General features: G+C 68.7%; 20 protein-coding genes. 5 read left to right on the top strand and 15 right to left on the bottom strand.

All coding sequences use genetic code 11. The features are described 5' to 3' along the window. Positions 1-136 precede the first annotated feature (136 nt). The 10 genes from rplS to Aple_RS23315 form a co-directional block, all read right to left on the bottom strand. Complete coding sequence (rplS, locus tag Aple_RS23360) at positions 137-502, bottom strand: 50S ribosomal protein L19 (protein ID WP_155346806.1); 366 nt, start codon at positions 500-502, stop codon at positions 137-139. Between the two features lie 204 nt (positions 503-706). After that, positions 707-1,543: a tRNA (guanosine(37)-N1)-methyltransferase TrmD gene (gene trmD / locus Aple_RS23355; RefSeq protein WP_373869617.1), complete on the bottom strand. Its 837-nt coding sequence runs from the start codon at positions 1,541-1,543 to the stop codon at positions 707-709. 62 nt (positions 1,544-1,605) lie between these two features. Beyond that, positions 1,606-2,118, bottom strand: a complete 513-nt coding sequence (rimM, locus tag Aple_RS23350; RefSeq protein WP_155346804.1) for a ribosome maturation factor RimM — start codon at positions 2,116-2,118, stop codon at positions 1,606-1,608. Between the two features lie 66 nt (positions 2,119-2,184). Beyond that, positions 2,185-2,427 (bottom strand): RNA-binding protein, encoded by a 243-nt coding sequence (locus Aple_RS23345; protein WP_155346803.1) that lies wholly within the window; start codon positions 2,425-2,427, stop codon positions 2,185-2,187. A 1-nt stretch (position 2,428) separates the two neighbouring features. Further along, positions 2,429-2,869 carry a 30S ribosomal protein S16 gene (gene rpsP / locus Aple_RS23340; protein WP_155346802.1) on the bottom strand — a complete coding sequence of 147 codons (441 nt, stop codon included), beginning with the start codon at positions 2,867-2,869 and terminating at the stop codon, positions 2,429-2,431. Positions 2,870-3,027: 158 nt separating this feature from the next. Next, on the bottom strand, positions 3,028-4,542 hold the full coding sequence (ffh, locus tag Aple_RS23335; RefSeq protein ID WP_155346801.1) for a signal recognition particle protein: 1,515 nt from the start codon (positions 4,540-4,542) through the stop codon (positions 3,028-3,030). A 62-nt stretch (positions 4,543-4,604) separates the two neighbouring features. Beyond that, positions 4,605-5,159 carry a GTP-binding protein gene (locus Aple_RS23330; RefSeq protein ID WP_155346868.1) on the bottom strand — a complete coding sequence of 185 codons (555 nt, stop codon included), beginning with the start codon at positions 5,157-5,159 and terminating at the stop codon, positions 4,605-4,607. Between the two features lie 22 nt (positions 5,160-5,181). Then, positions 5,182-5,565, bottom strand: a complete 384-nt coding sequence (locus Aple_RS23325; protein WP_155346800.1) for a DUF742 domain-containing protein — start codon at positions 5,563-5,565, stop codon at positions 5,182-5,184. A 2-nt stretch (positions 5,566-5,567) separates the two neighbouring features. Continuing rightward, positions 5,568-5,993 (bottom strand): roadblock/LC7 domain-containing protein, encoded by a 426-nt coding sequence (locus Aple_RS23320; protein WP_155338167.1) that lies wholly within the window; start codon positions 5,991-5,993, stop codon positions 5,568-5,570. Between the two features lie 37 nt (positions 5,994-6,030). Beyond that, entirely contained in the window at positions 6,031-8,997 is a 2,967-nt protein-coding gene (locus Aple_RS23315) for a nitrate- and nitrite sensing domain-containing protein (protein ID WP_170321628.1), read from the bottom strand. A 408-nt stretch (positions 8,998-9,405) separates the two neighbouring features. On the opposite strand from Aple_RS23315, the gene Aple_RS23310 reads away from it, so the two are divergent. The 5 genes from Aple_RS23310 to Aple_RS23290 are packed head-to-tail and all read left to right on the top strand — an operon-like array spanning position 9,406 to position 13,794. Further along, the gene (locus tag Aple_RS23310) at positions 9,406-10,395 is read left to right on the top strand and encodes an ABC transporter substrate-binding protein (RefSeq protein WP_246264722.1); all 990 of its coding nucleotides are present in this window, start codon (positions 9,406-9,408) and stop codon (positions 10,393-10,395) included. Position 10,396: 1 nt separating this feature from the next. Beyond that, entirely contained in the window at positions 10,397-11,179 is a 783-nt protein-coding gene (locus Aple_RS23305) for an ABC transporter permease (RefSeq protein ID WP_246264721.1), read from the top strand. Then, entirely contained in the window at positions 11,176-11,988 is an 813-nt protein-coding gene (locus Aple_RS23300) for an ABC transporter permease (RefSeq protein WP_246264720.1), read from the top strand. The genes Aple_RS23305 and Aple_RS23300 overlap by 4 nt, the downstream gene beginning before the upstream one ends. A 28-nt stretch (positions 11,989-12,016) precedes the next feature. After that, positions 12,017-12,790 carry an ABC transporter ATP-binding protein gene (locus Aple_RS23295; RefSeq protein ID WP_155346798.1) on the top strand — a complete coding sequence of 258 codons (774 nt, stop codon included), beginning with the start codon at positions 12,017-12,019 and terminating at the stop codon, positions 12,788-12,790. Beyond that, on the top strand, positions 12,787-13,794 hold the full coding sequence (locus tag Aple_RS23290) for a methyltransferase (protein WP_246264719.1): 1,008 nt from the start codon (positions 12,787-12,789) through the stop codon (positions 13,792-13,794). Before Aple_RS23295 ends, Aple_RS23290 begins: the two co-directional genes overlap by 4 nt. Positions 13,795-13,839: 45 nt before the next feature. On the opposite strand, the gene Aple_RS23285 is transcribed toward Aple_RS23290, so the two are convergent. The 5 genes from Aple_RS23285 to Aple_RS23265 all read right to left on the bottom strand — a co-directional run bounded on the left by Aple_RS23285 (position 13,840) and on the right by Aple_RS23265 (position 19,890). Continuing rightward, the gene (locus tag Aple_RS23285) at positions 13,840-14,454 is read right to left on the bottom strand and encodes a GTP-binding protein (protein WP_155346797.1); all 615 of its coding nucleotides are present in this window, start codon (positions 14,452-14,454) and stop codon (positions 13,840-13,842) included. After that, positions 14,435-14,806 (bottom strand): DUF742 domain-containing protein, encoded by a 372-nt coding sequence (locus tag Aple_RS23280; RefSeq protein ID WP_155346796.1) that lies wholly within the window; start codon positions 14,804-14,806, stop codon positions 14,435-14,437. The genes Aple_RS23285 and Aple_RS23280 overlap by 20 nt, the downstream gene beginning before the upstream one ends. A gap of 19 nt (positions 14,807-14,825) precedes the next feature. Beyond that, positions 14,826-15,248 (bottom strand): roadblock/LC7 domain-containing protein, encoded by a 423-nt coding sequence (locus Aple_RS23275; protein ID WP_155346795.1) that lies wholly within the window; start codon positions 15,246-15,248, stop codon positions 14,826-14,828. Continuing rightward, the gene (locus Aple_RS23270; protein WP_155346794.1) at positions 15,245-18,427 is read right to left on the bottom strand and encodes a sensor histidine kinase; all 3,183 of its coding nucleotides are present in this window, start codon (positions 18,425-18,427) and stop codon (positions 15,245-15,247) included. Before Aple_RS23270 ends, Aple_RS23275 begins: the two co-directional genes overlap by 4 nt. A 212-nt stretch (positions 18,428-18,639) precedes the next feature. Beyond that, entirely contained in the window at positions 18,640-19,890 is a 1,251-nt protein-coding gene (locus Aple_RS23265) for a glycosyltransferase (protein WP_246264731.1), read from the bottom strand. Between the last annotated feature and the right edge of the window lie 80 nt (positions 19,891-19,970).

Raw genomic sequence — 19,970 nt, 5'->3', positions numbered from 1 at the left:
CCTAGATGATGCCCGCGTCGCCGAGCGTTGCCGACGCGGCATCGACTTGCCAAATGCGATGCCGGTGGAGGGGAAACGTCCCCAAAACGAGGAATAGCCCGTGCCGGCGCGGCACGGGCTCCTCATCTTCGCCGCCTTACTTCGCGGCGGGCAGCGCGTCGCGCTTCTCGCGGATGCGAGCCGCCTTGCCGCGCAGGTCACGCATGTAGTACAGCTTGGCGCGGCGGACGTCGCCGCGGGTGACGAGAGTGATCTTCTCGATCACCGGGCTGTGCACCGGGAAGGTGCGCTCCACGCCGACGCCGTAGCTGATCTTGCGGACGGTGAAAGTCTCACGGTTGCCGCCGCCCTGGCGGCGCAGGACGAAGCCCTTGAACACCTGGATTCGGGACCGGTTGCCTTCGACGACACGGACGTGCACCTCGAGGGTGTCACCCGGGCGGAACGCCGGGATGTCCGTGCGGAGGGAAGCTTTCTCAAGCTCCTGGATCTTCGTGTGCATGACGGCGGTTCCTCATCGAAGCGAGCACACGGAGGTCCATCCGGCCTGTCCTCCGTGGGCAGGCGGCGTGAGGGACGCGCGTGCTGAGCTGAATACGTCTCGGTGATCGGGCGCGATGCCCCGACCCTGCTGTGCCAACATAGGCAACAGCGACTAAGTTTGCCACATCTTCAGGACTGAGGCGAAACGAGCCGCGGAATCGGCTCACCCGTCGGGGTTGAGGTCCGCGAGAGCCTGACGGTCCGCTTTATCCAGATCCTGTACGGCCGGGAGCAACTCAGGCCGCCTGACGTACGTACGCCGAAGGGCTTCGTCCCGACGCCAGCGAGCGATCTTGCCGTGGTGACCGGAAAGAAGGACGTCAGGAACCTCATGGCCGCGCCAGACCGGAGGTTTGGTGTAAACGGGACCTTCAAGGAGGTTCTGCATGGCACCAGGGGCGAACGAGTCGTCGGTGACCGAGTTGGCGTTGCCGAGCACGCCAGGAAGCAGGCGAGCCACGGCCTCCACCATGACCAGAACCGCGGCTTCCCCACCCGCCAGCACGTAGTCACCAATACTGACCTCGTCGACATGCAGCCGGGAGGCGTACTCGACCATGACCCGGGAGTCGATGCCCTCGTAGCGCGCGGGCGCGAACAGCAGCCACGGTTCCGCGGCGTATTCCAGCGCCACCGACTGCGTGAACCGGCGCCCGCTGGGCGTGGGAACGATCAGACGTGGGGTACGGCCGACAACCGGTCCCCGAACGGCCGCAGCCTCGCCCTCAAGCCCAGAAACCAAACTTTCGCCCGAAGAGCCAGCAACCACACCATCATCAGAGATTCCGCCCGAAGGCTCAGCAATCGAACCGCCAGAGACCTCACCAGCGGAACCCACGATGACCGCGTCGATGGCCTCGCCCCAGACCTCAGGCTTCATGACCATGCCAGGCCCACCGCCATAAGGCGTGTCGTCGACGGTGTGATGGACGTCATGCGCCCAGTCACGGAGCTGGTGCAGGCGGATGTCGAGAATGCCGCGTTCGCGGGCCTTGCCCATCAAGGAGACGGAAAGCGGCGCGAAATACTCAGGAAAGATCGAGATGATGTCGATGCGCATGATCAGGTGTCCAGATCGAACAGACCAGGAGGCGCGGCGACGACCAGGAAGCCCCGGTCCAGGTCGATGTCGGGGACGAGCGCCTTGACGAACGGCACGTACGCGTCGTCACGGCCCGCACGCCGTACCACCAGAAGATCCTGCCCGTGATGCAGGACGTCGGCGACCTCGCCGACGGGGGAACCGTCGGGGGTCTGGACGGCCAGGCCGATCAGCTGGTGATCGTGGAACTCGTCGGGATCGTCGGAGGGCGGCAGGTCCGCGGAGTCGATGACCAGCAGCGTGTCCCTGAGGGCCTCGGCGGCGTCGCGGCCCTCGACGCCGGCCAGGCTGAGCATGAGGATGCCCTTGTGCCAGCGGGCGCCCTCGACCACCAGCGGCCCGCGCGCGGCGGGGTCGGTGGTCAGCGTGGTGCCGGGGGCGAAACGCTGGTCGGGCGCGTCGGTGCGGACCTCCACGGTGACCTCGCCGCGAACGCCGTGCGGACGCCCGATCCTGCCCACGACTAGCTGCATACGCTCTTACCCCCAGAAACAAGCCAGGGGACCCCGGTGGGGGGTCCCCTGGTCTCGTGCGATTGTTCAGCGGGCCTCGTTCAGGTCGACCAGGTCGACCCGCACGTACTTGCCGTCAGCAAGGGCGTTGACGACGGTGCGCAGCGCCTTCGCCGTGCGACCCCCACGGCCGATGACCTTACCGAGGTCCTCAGGATGAACCCGGACCTCTAGGACGCGCCCGGTACGGATCTTCCGAGCCCGGACCTGGACCTCGTCGGGATGTTCGACGATGCCCTTAACCAGGTGTTCGAGGGCCTCTTCCAGCACCTCAGGCCTGGGCTTCCGGCTCAGCCTCGGCGGCGGTCTCGGCCTTCGGCTCGGCCTTGCGGGCCTTGCGCGGCGTGGTGGCGGCGCCGGCGGAGTCGCCGGAGAGCGTCTCCTTGGCGGCGGCCTCGTAGAGCGCGTGCCGGTCCGGCTTGGGCTCGGCGACCAGGAGCGGCGGCGGCGCGGCCTCGCCCTTGAACTTCTGCCAGTCGCCGGTCAGCTTGAAGATCTTCAGGACCGGGTCGGTCGGCTGCGCGCCGACGCCCAGCCAGTACTGCGCCCGCTCGGAGTCGACCCGGATCAGCGACGGGTTCTCCTTCGGGTGGTACAGACCGATCTCCTCGATCGCCCGGCCGTCCCGCTTGGTGCGGCTGTCGGCGACGACGATGCGGTATTGCGGGTTGCGGATCATGCCGAGCCGCTTGAGCTTGATCTTGACTGCCACGGGTGTGGTCTCTCCTGCTTCAGCAAGTGGGTGAGCGGTGTCTCATCGAGTGGGGCACGACGTGTCGACCGCCCGAGGGACAGGCGCGACAGGCGGGGGTGAGAGGGCACCCACCAGATCACGATGTTCCAACACCCCATTCTGCCAGATGTTCGTGCCTACTTCTGCCCAGGAAACTTGAACTTGGACGGATCGAAACCTGGCGGCAGCTGCTGGCCGAGGTTGCCGAGCGCGCCGGTCCCGGGATTGGGCGTTTCCGCGACGGGCTTGGGCAGCCCGGCCTTGCGCGGGTCGCCGCTGACCCGGCGGCCCTTCTTGGGCTTGGTCGCCTTCTGCTGGCGCCGCCCGCCGGGCATGCCGGGAATGCCCATGCCCTGGGACATGCGCTTCATCATCTTCTGCGCCTCGAAGAAGCGGATGACCAGGTTGTTCACCTCGGTCACGGTGACGCCGGAGCCGCGCGCGATGCGCTCCCGCCGGGAGCCCTTGATGATCTTCGGTTCGGCCCGCTCGCCGGGCGTCATCGAGCGGATGATGGCGGCGATCCGGTCCAGGTCCTTGTCGTCGACCTGGTTGAGCTGGTCCCGCATCTGCCCCATGCCGGGCATCATGCCGAGCAGGTTCTTGATCGGCCCCATCTTGCGGACCATCATCATCTGGTCGAGGAAGTCTTCCAGGGTGAAGCCCTCGCCGGAGGCCATCTTGCTCGCCATCTTGGCGGCCTCGGCCTCGTCGAAGGTCTTCTGGGCCTGCTCGATCAGGGTGAGGATGTCACCCATGTCGAGGATGCGGCCCGCCATCCGGTCGGGGTGGAAGGCATCGAAGTCCTCGAGCTTCTCGCCGGTGGAGGCGAACATGATCGGGCGGCCGGTGACGTGCCGCACCGACAGGGCGGCGCCGCCGCGGGCGTCGCCGTCCAGCTTGGTGAGCACGACGCCGTCGAAGCCGACGCCCGTCATGAAGGCCTGCGCGGTGGTCACCGCGTCCTGGCCGATCATGGCGTCGACCACGAACAGCACCTCGTCGGGGCTGACCGCGTCGCGGATGTCGGCGGCCTGCCGCATCAGCTCCTGGTCGATGCCGAGGCGGCCGGCGGTGTCGATGATGACCACGTCGTGCTGCTGCCGCCTGGCGTGCTCGATCGAGCGGCGGGCCACCTCGACCGGGTCGCCGACGCCGTTGCCCGGCTCGGGCGCGAACACGGCCACCCCGGCCCGCTCGGCCATCACCGACAGCTGCTGGACCGCGTTGGGCCGCTGCAGGTCGCAGGCGACGAGCATGGGCACGTGGCCCTGCTCGCGCAGCCAGCGGGCCAGCTTGCCGGCCAGGGTGGTCTTGCCCGAGCCCTGCAGACCGGCCAGCATCAGCACGGTCGGCGGGGTCTTGGCGTAGCGGAGCCGCCGGGTCTCGCCGCCGAGGATGTCGATCAGCTCGTCATTGACGATCTTGACGACCTGCTGGGCGGGGTTGAGGGCCTGGGACACCTCGACGCCGCGGGCCCGTTCCTTGACATGGGCGACGAAGTCCTTGACCACCGGCAGCGCGACATCGGCTTCCAGCAGCGCGATGCGAATCTCGCGGCAGGTCGCGTCGATGTCCGCGTCGGACAGTCTGCCCTTGGCGCGAAGCGAGGAGAAGACCGAAGTCAGCCGGTCGGAAAGCGTCTCGAACACGTGATTGGCCAGCCTAGAAGTCGTGGGTCAGGGGACTACCCCAGGATCCCCAGCCTATCCGCTTACCAGCCGGGCGAGCCCACGCGCGTGGTGAGCGCGTGTTCCACCAGCGTGATGAGCGTGCTCTTCACCGACTCGCGGGTCCTGGCGTCGGTCTTGACCACGGGGATGTGCGCGGAGAGCGACAGAGCCTCCCTGATCTCCTCCTCGCCGTGCGCGTAGACGCCGTTGAACCCGTTGACACCGACCACGAAGGGCAGCTTGGCCTCCTCGAAATAGTCCACGGCGGGAAAACTGTCGGCCAACCGGCGGGTGTCCACCAAGACCACCGCGCCGATCGCGCCACGCACCAGGTCATCCCACATGAACCAGAAACGGTGCTGACCGGGCGTGCCGAACAGATACAGGATCAGATCCTGGTCCAGCGACACCCGGCCGAAGTCCATCGCCACCGTCGTGGTCGTCTTGTTGGGCGTCAATGCGACGTCGTCGATGTCCTTGGAGGCGTCGGTCATCACCGCCTCGGTCGTCAGCGGCACGATCTCCGACACCGCTCCGACGAAAGTCGTTTTGCCAACTCCGAAGCCGCCGGCAACGACGATCTTCGTCGAGGTCAGGCCACGGCTGGCAGTGCCGTGGCTATAGACGTCGAAGTCCACTGAGTACCCTTTCCAACAATCCCAAGTCCGGCTGTCCGGCGTCCAGCTGTGGCTGGTGCACGTGCACGAGCCCCTCCGCCGCCATGTCGGCGATCACCACGCGAGCCACGCCCAGGGGGATCCGCAGCAGCGCGGACACCTCGGCGACCGAGCGCACCTGGCGGCAGAGCGAGCTGATGGCCCGCTGCTCCGGCGGCCGGTTGGCCAGATCCTGGTGCATCGACGTCGCCGAGGAGACCAGGGCCTCCAGCGCGAGCTGCATGCGCGGCGCCGTCCTCCCGCCGGTGACCGCGTACGGCCGGACCGGCGAGGCGGGATCCCGCGGCGGGATCGGGGCACCATACGGCGGCCCCCACGAGTCCATGATTATCTCCTCGGGTGGGTGGCCTGGAGCTCAGCCCGCACTGCGGGAGTCAGAACCTGACCCGCACGTTCGACCAGGAGCGTCATCTGGTAGGCCACGAGGCCCATGTCGCAGTCGCTCGCGGCCAGCACGGCCAGGCAGGAGCCGTCGCTGACCGACATGATCAGCAGCAGCCCGCGCTGCATCTCGACCATGGTCTGGGTGACCGGGCCGCCTTCGAACACCCGCGAGGCACCCTGGGTGAGGCTGATCAGCCCGGCGGCGACGGCCGCGAGCTGGTCGGCCCGGTCCTTCGGGAAGCCGTCGGAGTAGGCCAGCGGCAGCCCGTCGGCGGACACCACCACGGTGTGCGCCACGCCGGGCACCGAACTGACGAAGTCGCTGATCAGCCAGTTGATGCCGCGCGCGGCATGGCTCATCTCTCGCACGGAACACCCCTGTACAGATAGGTGGATGTCGGCACGCTCACGGCTTTTCTCCTCTGCCGGCGCCCGGGTATCCCTCGTCTTCGCTGATCTCGCCTCTGGCTACCGCGCGGCCCTGCCGTACCCCCTGCTGGAGGCTGGACAGGCGGCTGCGCGCGCGTTCCGGCGAGAGGGCGGGCATCGGCGCGACGGCCGGCTTGCCCGCGTCGGCGGAACCGGGCACCAGGTTGGCCTTGGGCACCCGCTTGGGCAGGCCGGATGAGGTGCTGGCCTCCCAGGAGGGCTGCTGGGCGGCTGCCTCCCAGCCGTTGTCGGCGGGTGTCTGGTTCCAGCTCTTGTCCTCGGGGCTGCGCTGGAACCAGGCCGATTCCACCGCCGCGAAGATGGGCAGGAAGTCCTCCGGACGTTCTTCCCGTACGGCGGGCAGCGGGCCGGTGCTGTCCACATCCATCCCGGGCATTCCCGAGAACCCAGAGATACCGGACAGACCGGAATCCCCACGCCGCTTCGGCAGCGGCGGCCCGTTGGAGGCCGGGCCTGGCCCGCCGGGCGGGGTGCGCGGGTCGAACGGCGAGCGCATGACCTGCCCGGTGGCGGGCGCGTCGAACGGCGACCTGGCGGGCTGCTGGTCGAACGGGTTCTGCTGCCCGGAGCCGAACGCACCCCTGCCGTCGAACGGCGAGGGCGGCAGGGCGCCGGACGGGCCGCCGCCCAGCGCGTTCCGGCCGTCCGCGGGGCCCCGGCCGTCGAACGCGGACCGCGGGGGTCCCCCGTTGTCGGCGCCGAACATGGCCTGCGGTATCCCCGGCGGCGGGAAGGACGGGTGCTGCCCGCCGGGACCCGGCGTGGCGAAGGGCCCGCCGGGACCGTTCGGCGCGGGCGCCGACAGGGCCAGCGGCGGGGCGCCCCAGGCGACGGGCTCGGACTGGCCCTGCGGCGACCAGCTGGGCGCGAAGGTGCCCGCGTACTGCTGCTGGGAGTACGCCGGAGCGCCCATCAGCGACTCCGGCAGCAGCACCATCGCGGTCAGGCCACCGCTGTCGTGCGAGCGCAGCTGGACCCGGATGCCGTTGCGGAGCGCGAGCCGACCGACCACGAACAGGCCCATCCGGCGGGACACCGACACGTCCACGACCGGCGGGTTGGCCAGTCGCCAGTTGGTCGCGGCGATCTCCTCCTGGGTCATCCCGATACCGCCGTCGGTGACCGAGACCATCACGCCGCCGCCGTCGATCCGGTTGCCGGAGACGACCACCCGGGTGTCCCTGGCGGAGAACGAAAGCGCGTTCTCGACCAGCTCGGCCAGCAGGTGGATGACGTCGTTGACGGCCTGTCCGGCCAGCGCCACGTCGGACGGGATGTTGATGGCGACCCGCTCGTAGCCCTCGACCTCCGACAGCGCGGCCCGGATGACGTCGGTGAGCTCCACCGGCTGGCTCCACCGGCGGGCGGGTTCCTGCCCGGCGAGGACCAGGAGGTTCTCACTGTTGCGGCGCATGCGGGTGGCCAGGTGGTCCAGCTTGAACAGGTTGCCGAGCCGCTGCTCGTCCTGCTCGCCCTGCTCCAGGCCGTCGATCAGGGCGATCTGCCGTTCCACCAGGGTCTGGGTGCGGCGCGACAGGTTGACGAACATGGCGCTGACGTTGCTGCGCAGCTTGGCCTCGTCACCCGCCAGCCGGACCGCCTCCTGGTGGACCTCGTCGAAGGCCCGGGCCACTTCCCCGATCTCGTCGGTGGAGGAGACGCCGATGGGCTGCGGTTTCACCTCGGCGGAGTTGCCGGTGCCGTCGGAGTCGCGCAGCCGCTGGACCAGCTCGGGGAGCTTGTGACCGGCGATCTCCAGGGCCTCGGAGCGGAGCCGGCGCAGCGGCTTGACCAGCGATCGGGCCATCGCGGTGGTGATGACCAGCACCAGGCCGAGGATCAGCACAACCACGATGATGTTGGCGATGGCGCCGCGCTGGTCGGCGGCGGCGAAGCCGTTGCTGCGGTCGACGAGGGAGGCGATCTGGAGCTTCTCCACCTCGTGCATCTTGTCGACGGTGGCGCTGCTGACCTGGAACCACTCGTCGCCGTCAGGACCGGGACGGTCGTCCAGGTTGTTGAGCAGGCGGCGGGTCCTGATCACTTCGAGCGCCGACAGCCGGAGGAACTCCGCCCTGTCGATCTCCGGACCGGTCACGAGGTCGGCGTAACGCTGGCGTTCCGCCGGGGTTGCCACCGTGCGGAACGCGCTCAGCTCGCTCTCCTGCCGCTTGCGGGCGGCGGTGAACGCGTCCAGTTCCAACGGGTCGAAGCGGCCGACGGTGGTGCCGAGGGCGAGCGTGGCCCGGACGATGGAGGCCTCGTTCTTGGCCCGGGCCAGCGAGGCGAGGGCGGTGGCGCTGGCGTCGAGCTCCTCGTCGACGCCGCCTTGGCCGTTCTCGTCGTAGAGCCGGATCAGGTCCGCGATGAAGGCGGAGTACTTGTCGATCGCGAGCAGCGCGGGGAGCAGGGTCTCCACGGTCGTCTTGCGCAGGTTTGCCAGCTCGCCGAGGCGCCGGTCGAGCCGGGAGAGGTTCTGCCTGCCGACTTCTCCGAAGGAGTCGCCGACGGTCTCGACGCGGCTGCGGACCGCGTCGGTGAGCACATCCACCGAGCCGCGCTGGTTGCGGACCAGGCCGAGGGCGGGTTCGCCCGGACGGCCGCTCTCGATGTAACGAGCCGTCAGGTCGCGTTCCAGCTGGAGCTCGTGGATCAGGTCGCTCAGGGTGCCGGTGAAGGCCGCCACCTCGCTGACCCTCTGATATTCAGCGGCGCTGTTGATCGATGTCACCACACGAAGCCCACCCAGGAGCACCGCTCCGATGGTGGGGACCAGGATCAGGGCGACCAGGCGGCTACGGACCCGCCAGTTCTTCAGCGCCAGCCGGTTGCGCGTGTCTTCTTCGCCTTCGGGACCGGGGAGGGCCGCCGGGGGCGTCTCGGACACGGTGCGGTGATCATTGTCGATCGTAGCCGTCCTCACAGGCCGCACCTTCCGCTAAAGAAAAATCAATTATCCCGGGAAACCTCCCATAAGCCACGGGCAATTGGAGCATAAGACCACGAGATAGACCAATAGCCGTGACCGGATTGCCACGATCCAACACGTACCGCTCAGTAATGTCGAGAGGTCAGAGCGAACTTCGCTGGTCGAAGCCTCAACTGTATACCCTCCATGGGATCATGCGTTCGATGGACCGGTCCAACCCCCTGAAACACCTCATTTCGTACAAAAGTCACCAACAGCCGACTTGTTTACAAGTTTGGTGACATAGTGCTCTCATTCCTGTTGAGGGGGTTTTTCCTCCGCTACGCTCGTCGCTCGTCGCCCGCCGTGTTCGAGATCATCTGACGATCCGTGCGGGCCATTCCCCCAGCTAAAGGAGACTCCATGAGACGCCTATTCCTGGGCCGACCGCTCGTGGTGAGCGTCCTGGCCGCATTGGCACTCACGGCATGCGGCGGCGCTGATACGAATACGACGGCGGACACCGCGAATAACGGCTTGGAAAAAACCGCCCTTACGGTCGGTATCCTGCCTATACCCGACTCGGCTCCGATTCAGATCGCGATCGACAAGGGTTTCTTCACCGCAGAAGGACTGACCGTACGGACGTCCATCGAGGTCGGTGGCGCCACCGCCACGCCCAAGCTGGTCGCCGGCCAGCTGGACGCGATTCTCAACAACTACGTCTCCCTGTTCTCCGCGCAGGAGAAGGGCGTGGGCAAGTTCAAGGTGGTCGCGGACAGCTACCAGGCAGCACCCGACAACTTCGTCCTGATGGCCAAGGCGGACGACGCCAGCATCTCGAGCCCGGCGGACCTGGCCGGCAAGAAGATCGCGGTCAACACGCTGAACAACATTGCCACCATGGCCGTCACCGCCAGCGCCAAGGTGGCCGGCGTGACCATCGACCCCAAGCAGTTCGTGCCGATGCCGCTGCCGGACATGGGCGGTGCGCTGAAGAACGGCACCGTGGACGCGATCTGGGTGGCTGAACCCTTCATTTCGGCCTACTCCCAGCAGGGCGCCAAGAAGGTCGCCGACACGATGAGCGGCCCGCTGGCCGACTTCCCCATCGCCGGCTGGGTGATGAACGACGAGTTCGTCACCAAGAACCCGAAGACGGTGGCCGCCTTCCAGCGCGCGCTGGCCAAGGCCCAGCAGCTGGCCGCGTCCGACCGCAAGGCGATCGAAGAGGTCCTGCCGAAATACACCAAGATCGACGCGGCCACGGCCTCCGTCATCGCGCTCGGGGTCTACTCCACCACCCTGAGCGAGGCGCGCCTGCAGCGGGTCGCCGACACGATGAAGGAGTACGGCTACCTGCAGGCCGGATTCGACGTGAAGTCGGTGCTGCACGCGCCGACCGCGGGGTGACGTGTCCAGATTGATCGGCTCGACAGTGCTCCGTGGCGTCATCGGCGCCACGGGGCTGCTTGTCGTTCTGGAGGCCGCGGGCAGAACGGGCCTCATCGACGCCACATTCATCCCGCTCACCTCCACAATCCTGAGCAGGGCCGTGGAACTCGCCGTCGACGGCGAGTTCCTCGGCCACGCGCTCGCCAGCGTGGAAGCCTGGTTCTGGGCACTCGCGCTGACCATCGCCATCGCGGTGCCGGCCGGTCTGCTGCTCGGGGTGGCCCGGCCCGCCGAGGTCGCGACCCGGCCACTGATCGAGTTCCTCCGGCCCATCCCGTCGGTGGCCCTCATCCCACTGGCTATCATGATCTTCCAGAACCAGCTGCACATGCGCATGTCGGTCGCGGTGTACGCGGCCACCTGGCCGGTGCTGATCAACACCATCTACGGTGTCCGCGACGTCGACCCGCTGGCCAAGGAGACGCTGCGGAGCTTCGGTTTCGGTCCTGGCGCGACGGTGTTTCGGGTCGTGCTGCCCAGCGCGGCCCCGTTCATCGCCACCGGGGTACGGCTGGCCGCCTCGGTCGCCATCATCCTGGTGGTCAGCGCTGAGGTGGTGGCGGGCGGCACCAACGGCGTCGGCGTCTTCATCAGCACGGCGGGCAGCGGCAACCGGGTCGACCTGATGATCGCCGCGACCGCCTGGGTGGGCCTGTTCGGCATCGCCGTCAACTCGCTGCTGGTGGCCGCGGAGAAACGGGTATTCCGCTGGCATCACAGCCGGATGGCGGGTGTGTCGTGACCCGTACGAGCCTCAACCGGAAAAGCTTCGCGAGCAGGGTGGCCGGGCTCTGGATCGTGCCGGTGACGCTGGTGCTGTGGGAGCTGGCCACCCGGCTCGCCGCCCAGCCCTACTTCCCCGCGCCGAGCACGATCGCGGTGCGCATCCAGGAGCTCTGGTTCTCCGGGCCGCTGACCCGGGCGCTGCTCACCGACGAGGCGATCGAGGCGTTCGCGCCGAGCCTCGGCCGGCTGTTCGCGGGCTGGATCCTGGCCAGCGCGGCCGGAATCCTGATCGGGGTCGCCATCGGGCGGTCGGCCAGGCTGGCCGACTACCTGGACCCGATGTTGCAGTTCGGCCGGGCGGTTCCGCCGCCGCTGCTGGTGCCGATCTTCTTCGCGCTGTTCCAGATCGGCACGGCCACCCAGCTGGCGATCATCGTCTTCGGCGTGATCTGGCCGGTGCTGCTGAACACGGCGGACGGCTGCAAGACCGTGGATCGCCAGTATCTGGAGACGGCCCGGGTCTTCGGATTCTCCCGTGCCGACGTGCTGTGGCGGGTGGTGCTCCCGGCGGCCATGCCGAAGATCTTCGCGGGTCTGCGGCTCAGCCTGTCCCTGGCGCTGATCCTGATGGTGGTGTCCGAGCTGATCGGCAGCACCAGCGGGATCGGGTACGGCCTGCTCACCGCGCAGCAGAACTTCCTGTTCGCCGACGTCTGGGCCTACATCGTCCTGCTCGGCGTGCTGGGATTCCTGCTCAACGCTTCGTTCCTCCTGCTGGAGGGCCGCATCCTGGCATGGCATCAGCGTGCCCGGCGGACGATCTAGAAGATCTCGGAAGATCTAGGAAGCTCCGGTGCTTGAGTTAGTCGATCTGACCCACAGTTATGGCACATATCGCGCTATCGACCGCATCAATCTGACCGTCAAGCAGGGCGAGGTGGTCTGCGTCGTCGGCCCCTCCGGCTGCGGCAAGTCCACCCTGCTGCGGTCCATCGCGGGGCTGATCAAGCCCAGCGGCGGTGGCGTCCTGCTGGAAGGCCGCCCGGTCGAGAGCACGCCGGACAACCTGGCCGTGGTCTTCCAGGACTACAGCCGCTCCCTCTACCCGTGGCTGTCCGCGCTGGCCAACGTCGGCCTGCCGCTGCGCCGCCGCGGCCTGAACCGCAAGGCCAGGGACGAGGCGGCGATGGCCGCGCTCACCGAGGTGGGCCTGGGCGCCGCCGCCGCCAAGTTCCCGTGGGAGATGTCCGGCGGCATGCAGCAGCGGGTGTCGATCGCCCGGGCACTGGCCTACCGGCCGTCGCTGCTGCTCATGGACGAGCCGTTCGGCTCGGTGGACGCGCAGACCAGGGAAGAGCTGGAAGACCTGGTGCTCCGGGTCTGCGCCCACCACGGCATGACCATCCTGCTGATCACCCACGACGTGGACGAGAGCGTCTACGTCGGGGACCGCGTGGTCGTGCTCAGCAAGGCGCCGGGGACCGTGGCAGGCGACCTCACCGTCGACCTGCCGGGACCCCGCGACCAGATCCGCACCCGCGAACTCGACGCCTTCGTCAAGCTCCGCGCCGATGTCGGCCGGATGGTTCGCGGCATGACCAACAATCACGAATTGGAGACCAGGTGACCGCTAACCCCGCCGACGCTGTCTGGGACGCGATTTACGGCATCTCGCGCTTCGCCGCTCTGTCCACGATGGCCGAACTCGACTTCGCCGCGCACCTGCGGGACGGGCCGCTCAGCGCCGACCAGCTGGCCGCGCGCTGCGAAGCCCACCCCCTGTCGGTCCGGCGAGTGCTCCGCGAGCTGGCGGGAATGGGGTTCGTCCGCAGCGTGCCGGAGGGTTACGAGGTCACCGAGGCCGGGCTCCTCCTGGCGGACGACTCCCCTGGCTCGTTGCGCTCGGCTATCCGGCTGGTTGGCGAGGAGGCGTACTGGAACGGCATGGGCAAACTCCCCAAGACGGTCAAGTCCGGCGTCTCGGCCTTCCGCGAGCTGCACGGTCCGGTATACAAGTACCTGGGTGCGAACCCGGAGGCCGCGGTCGTCTTCGACGACTACATGACCCGCCGGGCGATCCCGTTCGCCAACGGCCTGGCCGACCACTACGACTTCACCGGCGTCGAGCGGGTGGTGGACGTGGGCGGCGGGCGCGGGCACATCCTGACCGCCGTGCTGGCCGCCCACCCGGGGACCCGCGGCGTGCTGTTCGACCTGGACAGGGTGATCCCGTCCGGGCGGGAGGCGATCGCGGCGGCCGGTCTGGCGGACCGGTGCGAGTGCGTGGTGGGCGACTTCTTCGTCCCGGACGGCATCCCGGCCGGGGACGTGTACATCCTCGCCAATGTCATCCACAACTGGAACGACGACGACTCGGTCCGGATCCTGAGCAACATCCGGGCCGCGATGCCCTCCACCGGCAAGATCCTTATAGTGGAGATCGTCCTCCCCGACGACGACTCCCCGCATGTCGGCTTGGACGGCGACATGCGGATGCTGGCCCTGATCGGGGACGGGATGGAGCGGACCCGGACGGAATATCAGACGCTGCTGGAGAAGAGCGGCCTGGCCCTGTCCGAGATCGTCGAGCTGCCCGCCTGGGCGAGCGCGGTCGTGGCGACTCCGATCTAGCGGATTCCGCGCGTCAACCGCATTGGTGAAACCGCCGGGCCCCGGCTAGCGCTGCCAGCCGGGGACGGCCACCCGCATGGTGAGCGCGTGCTCGACCAGCGTGATGAGCGTGCTCTTCACCGAGTCCCTGGCCCGCGCGTCGGTGCGGACCACCGGGATGTTCGGAGACAGCGAGAGCGCCTCCCTGATCTCGTTCTCCCCGTGCGGGTAGGACCCGTCGAAGCCGTTGACGCCGACCACGAAGGGCAGCTGGGCCTCCTCGAAATAGTCCACGGCGGGAAAACTGTCGGCCAACCGGCGGGTGTCCACCAAGACCACCGCGCCGATCGCGCCACGCACCAGGTCATCCCACATGAACCAGAAACGGTGCTGACCGGGCGTGCCGAACAGATACAGGATCAGATCCTGATCCAGCGACACCCGGCCGAAGTCCATCGCCACCGTGGTCGTCGTCTTGTGCGGGGTCAGCCCGAGGTCGTCGATTCCGGCCGAGGCGTCGGTCATCACCGCCTCCGTGGTCAGCGGCACGATCTCCGACACCGCGCCCACGAAGGTCGTCTTTCCAACCCCGAAGCCGCCCGCAACGACGATCTTCGTTGAGGTGAGGCCCCGGCCGGCGCCCGCGGCGCCTGCCCCGGGGTTATAGCCGTCGAAGTCCACTGAGCACCCTTTCCAACAAGCCCAAGTCCGGCTTACCCGCGTCCAGCTGCGGCTGGTGCACGTGCACCAGCCCCTCGGCCGCCATATCGGCGATCACGATTCGGGCCACCCCGAGCGGCATCCTCAACATCGCCGAGATTTCCGCGACCGACCGCACCTGACGGCACAGCGAACTGATCGCCTGGCGCTCCGGGGTCAACGTCGAGAGGTCGACGTGCCCCGCGGTCGCCGAGGAGACCAGGGCCTCCATGGCGAGTTGCATCCGCGGCGCCGTCCGGCCACCGGTTACCGCGTACGGCCGTACCAGCGAGCTGGTTTCCGCCGGAGGCTCGCCTGTCCAGCCGCCTGCCACCGCGTCCTCCTAGTGTCGATCAACGGGGATGCGAGGATTGGAGCTCGGCCCGCACCGCTGGCGTGAGAACCTGACCCGCCCGCTCGACCAGGAGCGTCATCTGGTAGGCCACCAGGCCCATGTCACAATCGGCCGCCGCCAGCACGGCCAGACACGAACCATCGCTGATCGACATGATCAGGAGCAGCCCGCGCTGCATCTCGACCACCGTCTGCGTGACCGCGCCACCCTCGAACACCCGGGACGCGCCCTGGGTCAGGCTGATCAGGCCAGCGGCCACCGCCGCCAGCTGGTCGGCCCGATCCTTGGGGAACCCCTCGGAGAACGCCAGGGGCAATCCGTCGGCGGAAACCACCACCGTGTGGGCCACGCCTGGGACGTTGTTCACAAAATCAGTGATCAGCCAATTGACGCCGCGAGCGGCCTGGCTCATTTCCCTCATGCCTCATCCTTATCGCTCTCAGGACCGCTGTGGACGGCTCCAGGCCATCCTTGCTCCTCGCTGATGTCACCCCTGGCCACCGCACGGCCTTGCCGTACGCCCTGCTGGAAGCTCGACAGGCGGCTGCGCACCCGCTCGGGGGAGACCCCGGGCATCGGACCGGGCGGGGCGGCGGGAACGGAGGCGGGCGCGGCGGCGGCCGCCGCGACCGCCGAGGACGGCTTGGAGTCCGCGGAACCGGGGACCAAGTTGGCCTTGGGCACCCGTTTCGGCAGACCGGAAGAGGTCACCCCGCCCAGGGCGGGCTCGGCCGCGGCCTTGGCGGCCTGCCAGCCCGCGTCGGCCGGGGACGACCAGGCCTTGCGCTCGGCCGGCCCGCCTTCCGCGTCGCCGTCGGGCTCTTCCGAGCTGGGCGCGGACCGGCGGAACCAGTCGGACTCGACCGCCGCGAAGATCGGGAGGAACTCGTCGATCTCCTCCAGCGGCGAGCTGCGGACCACCGGCAGCGGGCCGGTGTTGTCCACGTCCGGCTCGAACGGGCCACGCAACGGCCGCCCCGGCCAGCCGTTGCCCCGGTCGCCGGGAGCGCCCTGCGGCCCGCCAGGCCAGTTGGGACTGCCGGGCGTGGGCGGCTGCCCGGGCCAGGACGTCTCAGCGGGGGCGCTGTTGTCGAAGGATCGGGGGGAGGCGAAGGAACCGGAATCGAACGGGTTCGGCCCGGTCGTGTTGCCGACGCCGAATCCACCGGAGGTGCTGGGGTCGAACGGGTTGGGGCCGGTCGTGTTGAAGCCACCGGAGGCGCTCGGGTCGAACGGGTTGGGCCCTGTCGCGTTCCCGGCTCCGAAGGCACCGGATTCGAACGGGCTGCGCCCGCCCGGGTCGAACGGATTGCGGTTGGGCCCGGTGTCGAACGGGTTGCTCCCGGCAGCCGGTTCGAACGGGTTGCGCGTGCCGAACGGGTTGGTGGTGGACCCGGTGTCGAACGGGCCGCGCTCCTGGCCACGTTCCGGAGCGGGTGGCGTACGGTCGAAGCCGCCCTGCTGGTTGTGCTGGTCGAAGTTCTCGAACCGGCCACGCCGCCACGGCTCGGGCGCGCCCATGCCAGGGGCGTCCGCGCCGAAGACCGGCGGGCGGCCCATCGTCTCGAACGAGGTGGGGCTGGCCAGCGCGGGCTGCCCGAACGCCGGAGCGGGCGGCAGGCCGTACTGCTGGGGGCCGCCGGGCAGCGCGGCGGGCTGCTGCGGCATGCCGGGGAACGCGGCGGGCTGGGAGAGCAGCGACTCGGGCAGCAGCACCATGGCGGTCAGGCCGCCCATGTCCTGCTGGCGCAGCTGCACCCGGATGCCGTGCCGCAGGGCCAGCCGGCCGACCACGAACAGGCCCATCCGGCGGGACACCGACACGTCCACGACGGGCGGGTTGGCCAGCCGCCAGTTGGCGGCGGCGAGCTCCTCGCCGGTCATGCCGATGCCGACGTCGCTGACGGAGATCATCAGTCCGCCGCCGTCGATCCGGTTGCTGGAGACGGCGACCTTGGTCTCCCGGGGAGAGAAGGAGATCGCGTTCTCGACCAGCTCGGCGACCAGGTGCACGACGTCGTTGACGGACTGGCCGACGACGGCGACGCCCGGCTGGATCTGGATGTTGACCCGCTCGTAGTTCTCCACCTCCGACAGCGAGGCGCGGACCACGTCCACCACGGGGACCGGCTGGCCCCACCGGCGGGCGGGCTCCTGCCCGGCGAGGACCAGGAGGTTCTCACTGTTGCGGCGCATGCGGGTGGCCAGGTGGTCCAGCTTGAACAGGTTGCCGAGCCGCTGCTCGTCCTGCTCACCCTGCTCCAGGCCCTCGATGAGGGACAGCTGGCGTTCCACCAGGGTCTGGGTGCGGCGGGACAGGTTGACGAACATCGAGTTGACGTTGCTGCGCAGCTTGGCCTCGTCGCCGGCCAGCCGGACCGCCTCGCGGTGGACCTCGTCGAAGGCCCGGGCCACTTCCCCGATCTCGTCGCTGGTGGTGACCCCGATCGGGAACACGTCGGGGGTCTCGGCGGACTCGCCCGACTCGCGCAGCCGCTGGACCGTGTCCGGCAGCCGGGAACCGGCGATCTCCAGGGCCTCCCGGCGCAGCCGGCGCAGCGGGCGGGTGAGCGAGCTCGCCACCAGGGCGGTGATGGCCAGCACGACGGCCAGCAGGACCAGGATCAGGACGCCGGAGATGATGGCGCTGCGCTGCTCGCTGTCCTGCAGCGACTGGCTGTGCGCGACCACCTGGGACCCGAGGTCCTTCTCCACTTCGCGCATCAGGTCGATGGTGGAGGAGGCCGCGTTGTACCAGCTGGAGGCGTCGTTGCTGCGGAGCAGGTCGAGGTTGCCGATGAAGGTGCCCGCGCGGACCTGGGCGAGCGCGAGCGCGCGCATCGAGTGCGTGCGCTCGACTTCGGGACCCTGCACCGTGCTCTTGTAGAGGGCGGCGATCGCGGGCGACGCCTCCTTCTGGAAGAGCACCAGGTCCGCGTCGTGGTTGCGGACGGCGGTGAGGAAGTCGGAGAGGTCGTCGTAGTCCAGCTTGCCCTTGGCGATGATCGCGACGGTCAGGATGCCGCGGCTCCTGGACAGGTTCTCCTTGGCCCGGCTGAGCGCGGTGAGCGCCAGGCTGTCGCCGAACAGCTGCTGGTCGGCGCCGCTGCGGCCGAGGTCCTCGTGGAGCACGCTGATGTCGGCGATCATGCGGGTGTACATGCCGATGGCGCCTCGGGCGGGCACCTGGCTGTTGATGAGGCCCTTACGGTGCCCCTCCAGGCCCTGCAGCCAGCCGGCGATGCGCTTGGCCTGGTTGAGCACGCGGGTGGGCTGCGACTCGTCCAGTTTCTGGAGGGACTCGATCACCCGGCCCCGGATGCCGTCCACCTTGGACTGCTGGTTGAGGACCTGGGTCTTCCGGTTGTTGCGGAAGCCCTCGGCGCTGTACATGGCCATCAGGTCGCGTTCTCTGGCCAGTTCGTGGTTGATCTCGTCCAGCTGGACCACGAGTTCGGCGACCTGGGTGAGCCGGCGGTACTCGGCCGACGTGCTGATCGCCGCGGTGAGCTGAACACCGGCGAACAGCACGCCGACGACCGTCGGCAGGAGGATCAGCGCGACCAGGCGGGAGCGCACCCGCCAGTTGCCCAGCCGCATAAACGCAGCGCGGGAGCCGGAGGAAGCCGCCGAAGCCGTGGGCTCCGGCCCGTTCCCTATCGCTCGGCCACCTCGCGGGTCGTGCGTTGTCACTGGCTTCTAAACCTCTCGCCTGTCACGCGTGTGCCTTCTGTGGCATCAGAAATTGGAACACACCATTACCAGATCGGCGAATCGCACATGATGCACGAATCCGGACGTACGGCATGTTATTACTTGGCAGCGACCTTCTCGATGACATCTGCGGCAACTCGCAACCCGTCCCGGCGGCGGATCTCCGCGCCCGCGGCGGCCAGGCGTTCACGCAGCTCGGTGTCGCCGAGCAGGCGGTCGAGCGCCGCGTAGAGTTCCTCGTCGGTGAAGGTGTAGGTGTTCAGGCGGACGCCGTAGCCGGTCTCGTGGACCCGCTGGGCGTTGTCGTACTGGTCCCAGAACAGCGGCAGCACGATCATCGGCTTGCCGAAGTGCAGCGCCTCGGTGGTGGTGTTGTTGCCGCCGTGGGTGATGACGAGGTCGACCAGCGGGATGATCTTAGTCTGCGGCACGAACTCCGCACCCCACATGTTGGGGGCGAGCTCGATCTCCGCGTGCAGCGGGCCCTTGGAGACGATGTACTTGTGCGGCGTACGGCCCAGCGCGTCGATCACCCGCCGCATCAGCTCCACATCGGCGGAACCCAGCGAGCCGAGCGAGAAGTAGATCAACGCCTCTCCACCGCGCTCGAACGGAAGCGTGAAAGCCTCATCGGTCTCGCGGACCGAGGAGTCCAGCCGGGTCCACGACGGGTCCAGCGGGCGCTCGGCGGTGTAGTCGATGATCTCGGGGTAGACGTAGAGGTTGGCGTCGCCCTCGTGGATGAAGTCCAGGTCCGGCAGCGGCGGGGCGCCCTGCTCGACCACCCAGGTGTTGAAGGCGGTCCAGATCTCCCGGTGGGTGCGGTCGTACTCGGCCCGGAACTCCGCCCAGCCGGTGCCGTCGGCGGGCAGGCCGGAGAAGACCGGGGCCACGCCGTCGCCGCGCACCTCCAGCGGGTTGCACGACATGATCCGGACGAACGGCACGCCCGCGGTCAGCAGCGCCGGGAAGGTGATGACGTTGTCCTCGACGATCACGTCCGGCTTGACCCGGGCGATGATGTCCTTCAGCTGCGGCTCGCAGTACTTCGCGCCGTCGATCAGGGCGTCCCAGATCGGCTTGGTGACCGTCTCCAGCTGCACCTGGGTGGACTTGCGGTATTCCGGCGCGGTGTCGCGGATGAAGTCCTTCCAGAACTGGCCCGCGTCCTGCTCCGCCGCGTCCTCGGCGGGCTCGGCCAGGTCGACCAGGTCCTCCTCGAACCCGAGGGCGGTCAGCTTGCCCTTCCAGGACGCCTCCGCGGCGAAGACCACCCGGTGCCCGCGGCGGCGCAGCACGTCGCCGATGCCGATGCAGTTGTTGGTGGGCCCGTAGGCGCTCTCCGGCATGAAGAGCACCGTGAGCGGCTGCTCAACCATTTCGTCTGTCTCCCGATCGCAATCGATGTCCGGTGGGGACGGCAGGGCGG

The organism is Acrocarpospora pleiomorpha, from assembly GCF_009687885.1.
Classification (GTDB): domain Bacteria; phylum Actinomycetota; class Actinomycetes; order Streptosporangiales; family Streptosporangiaceae; genus Acrocarpospora; species Acrocarpospora pleiomorpha.
Note: the sequence above shows the minus strand (reverse complement) of the source record. Positions and strands in the feature narration are given on the sequence as shown.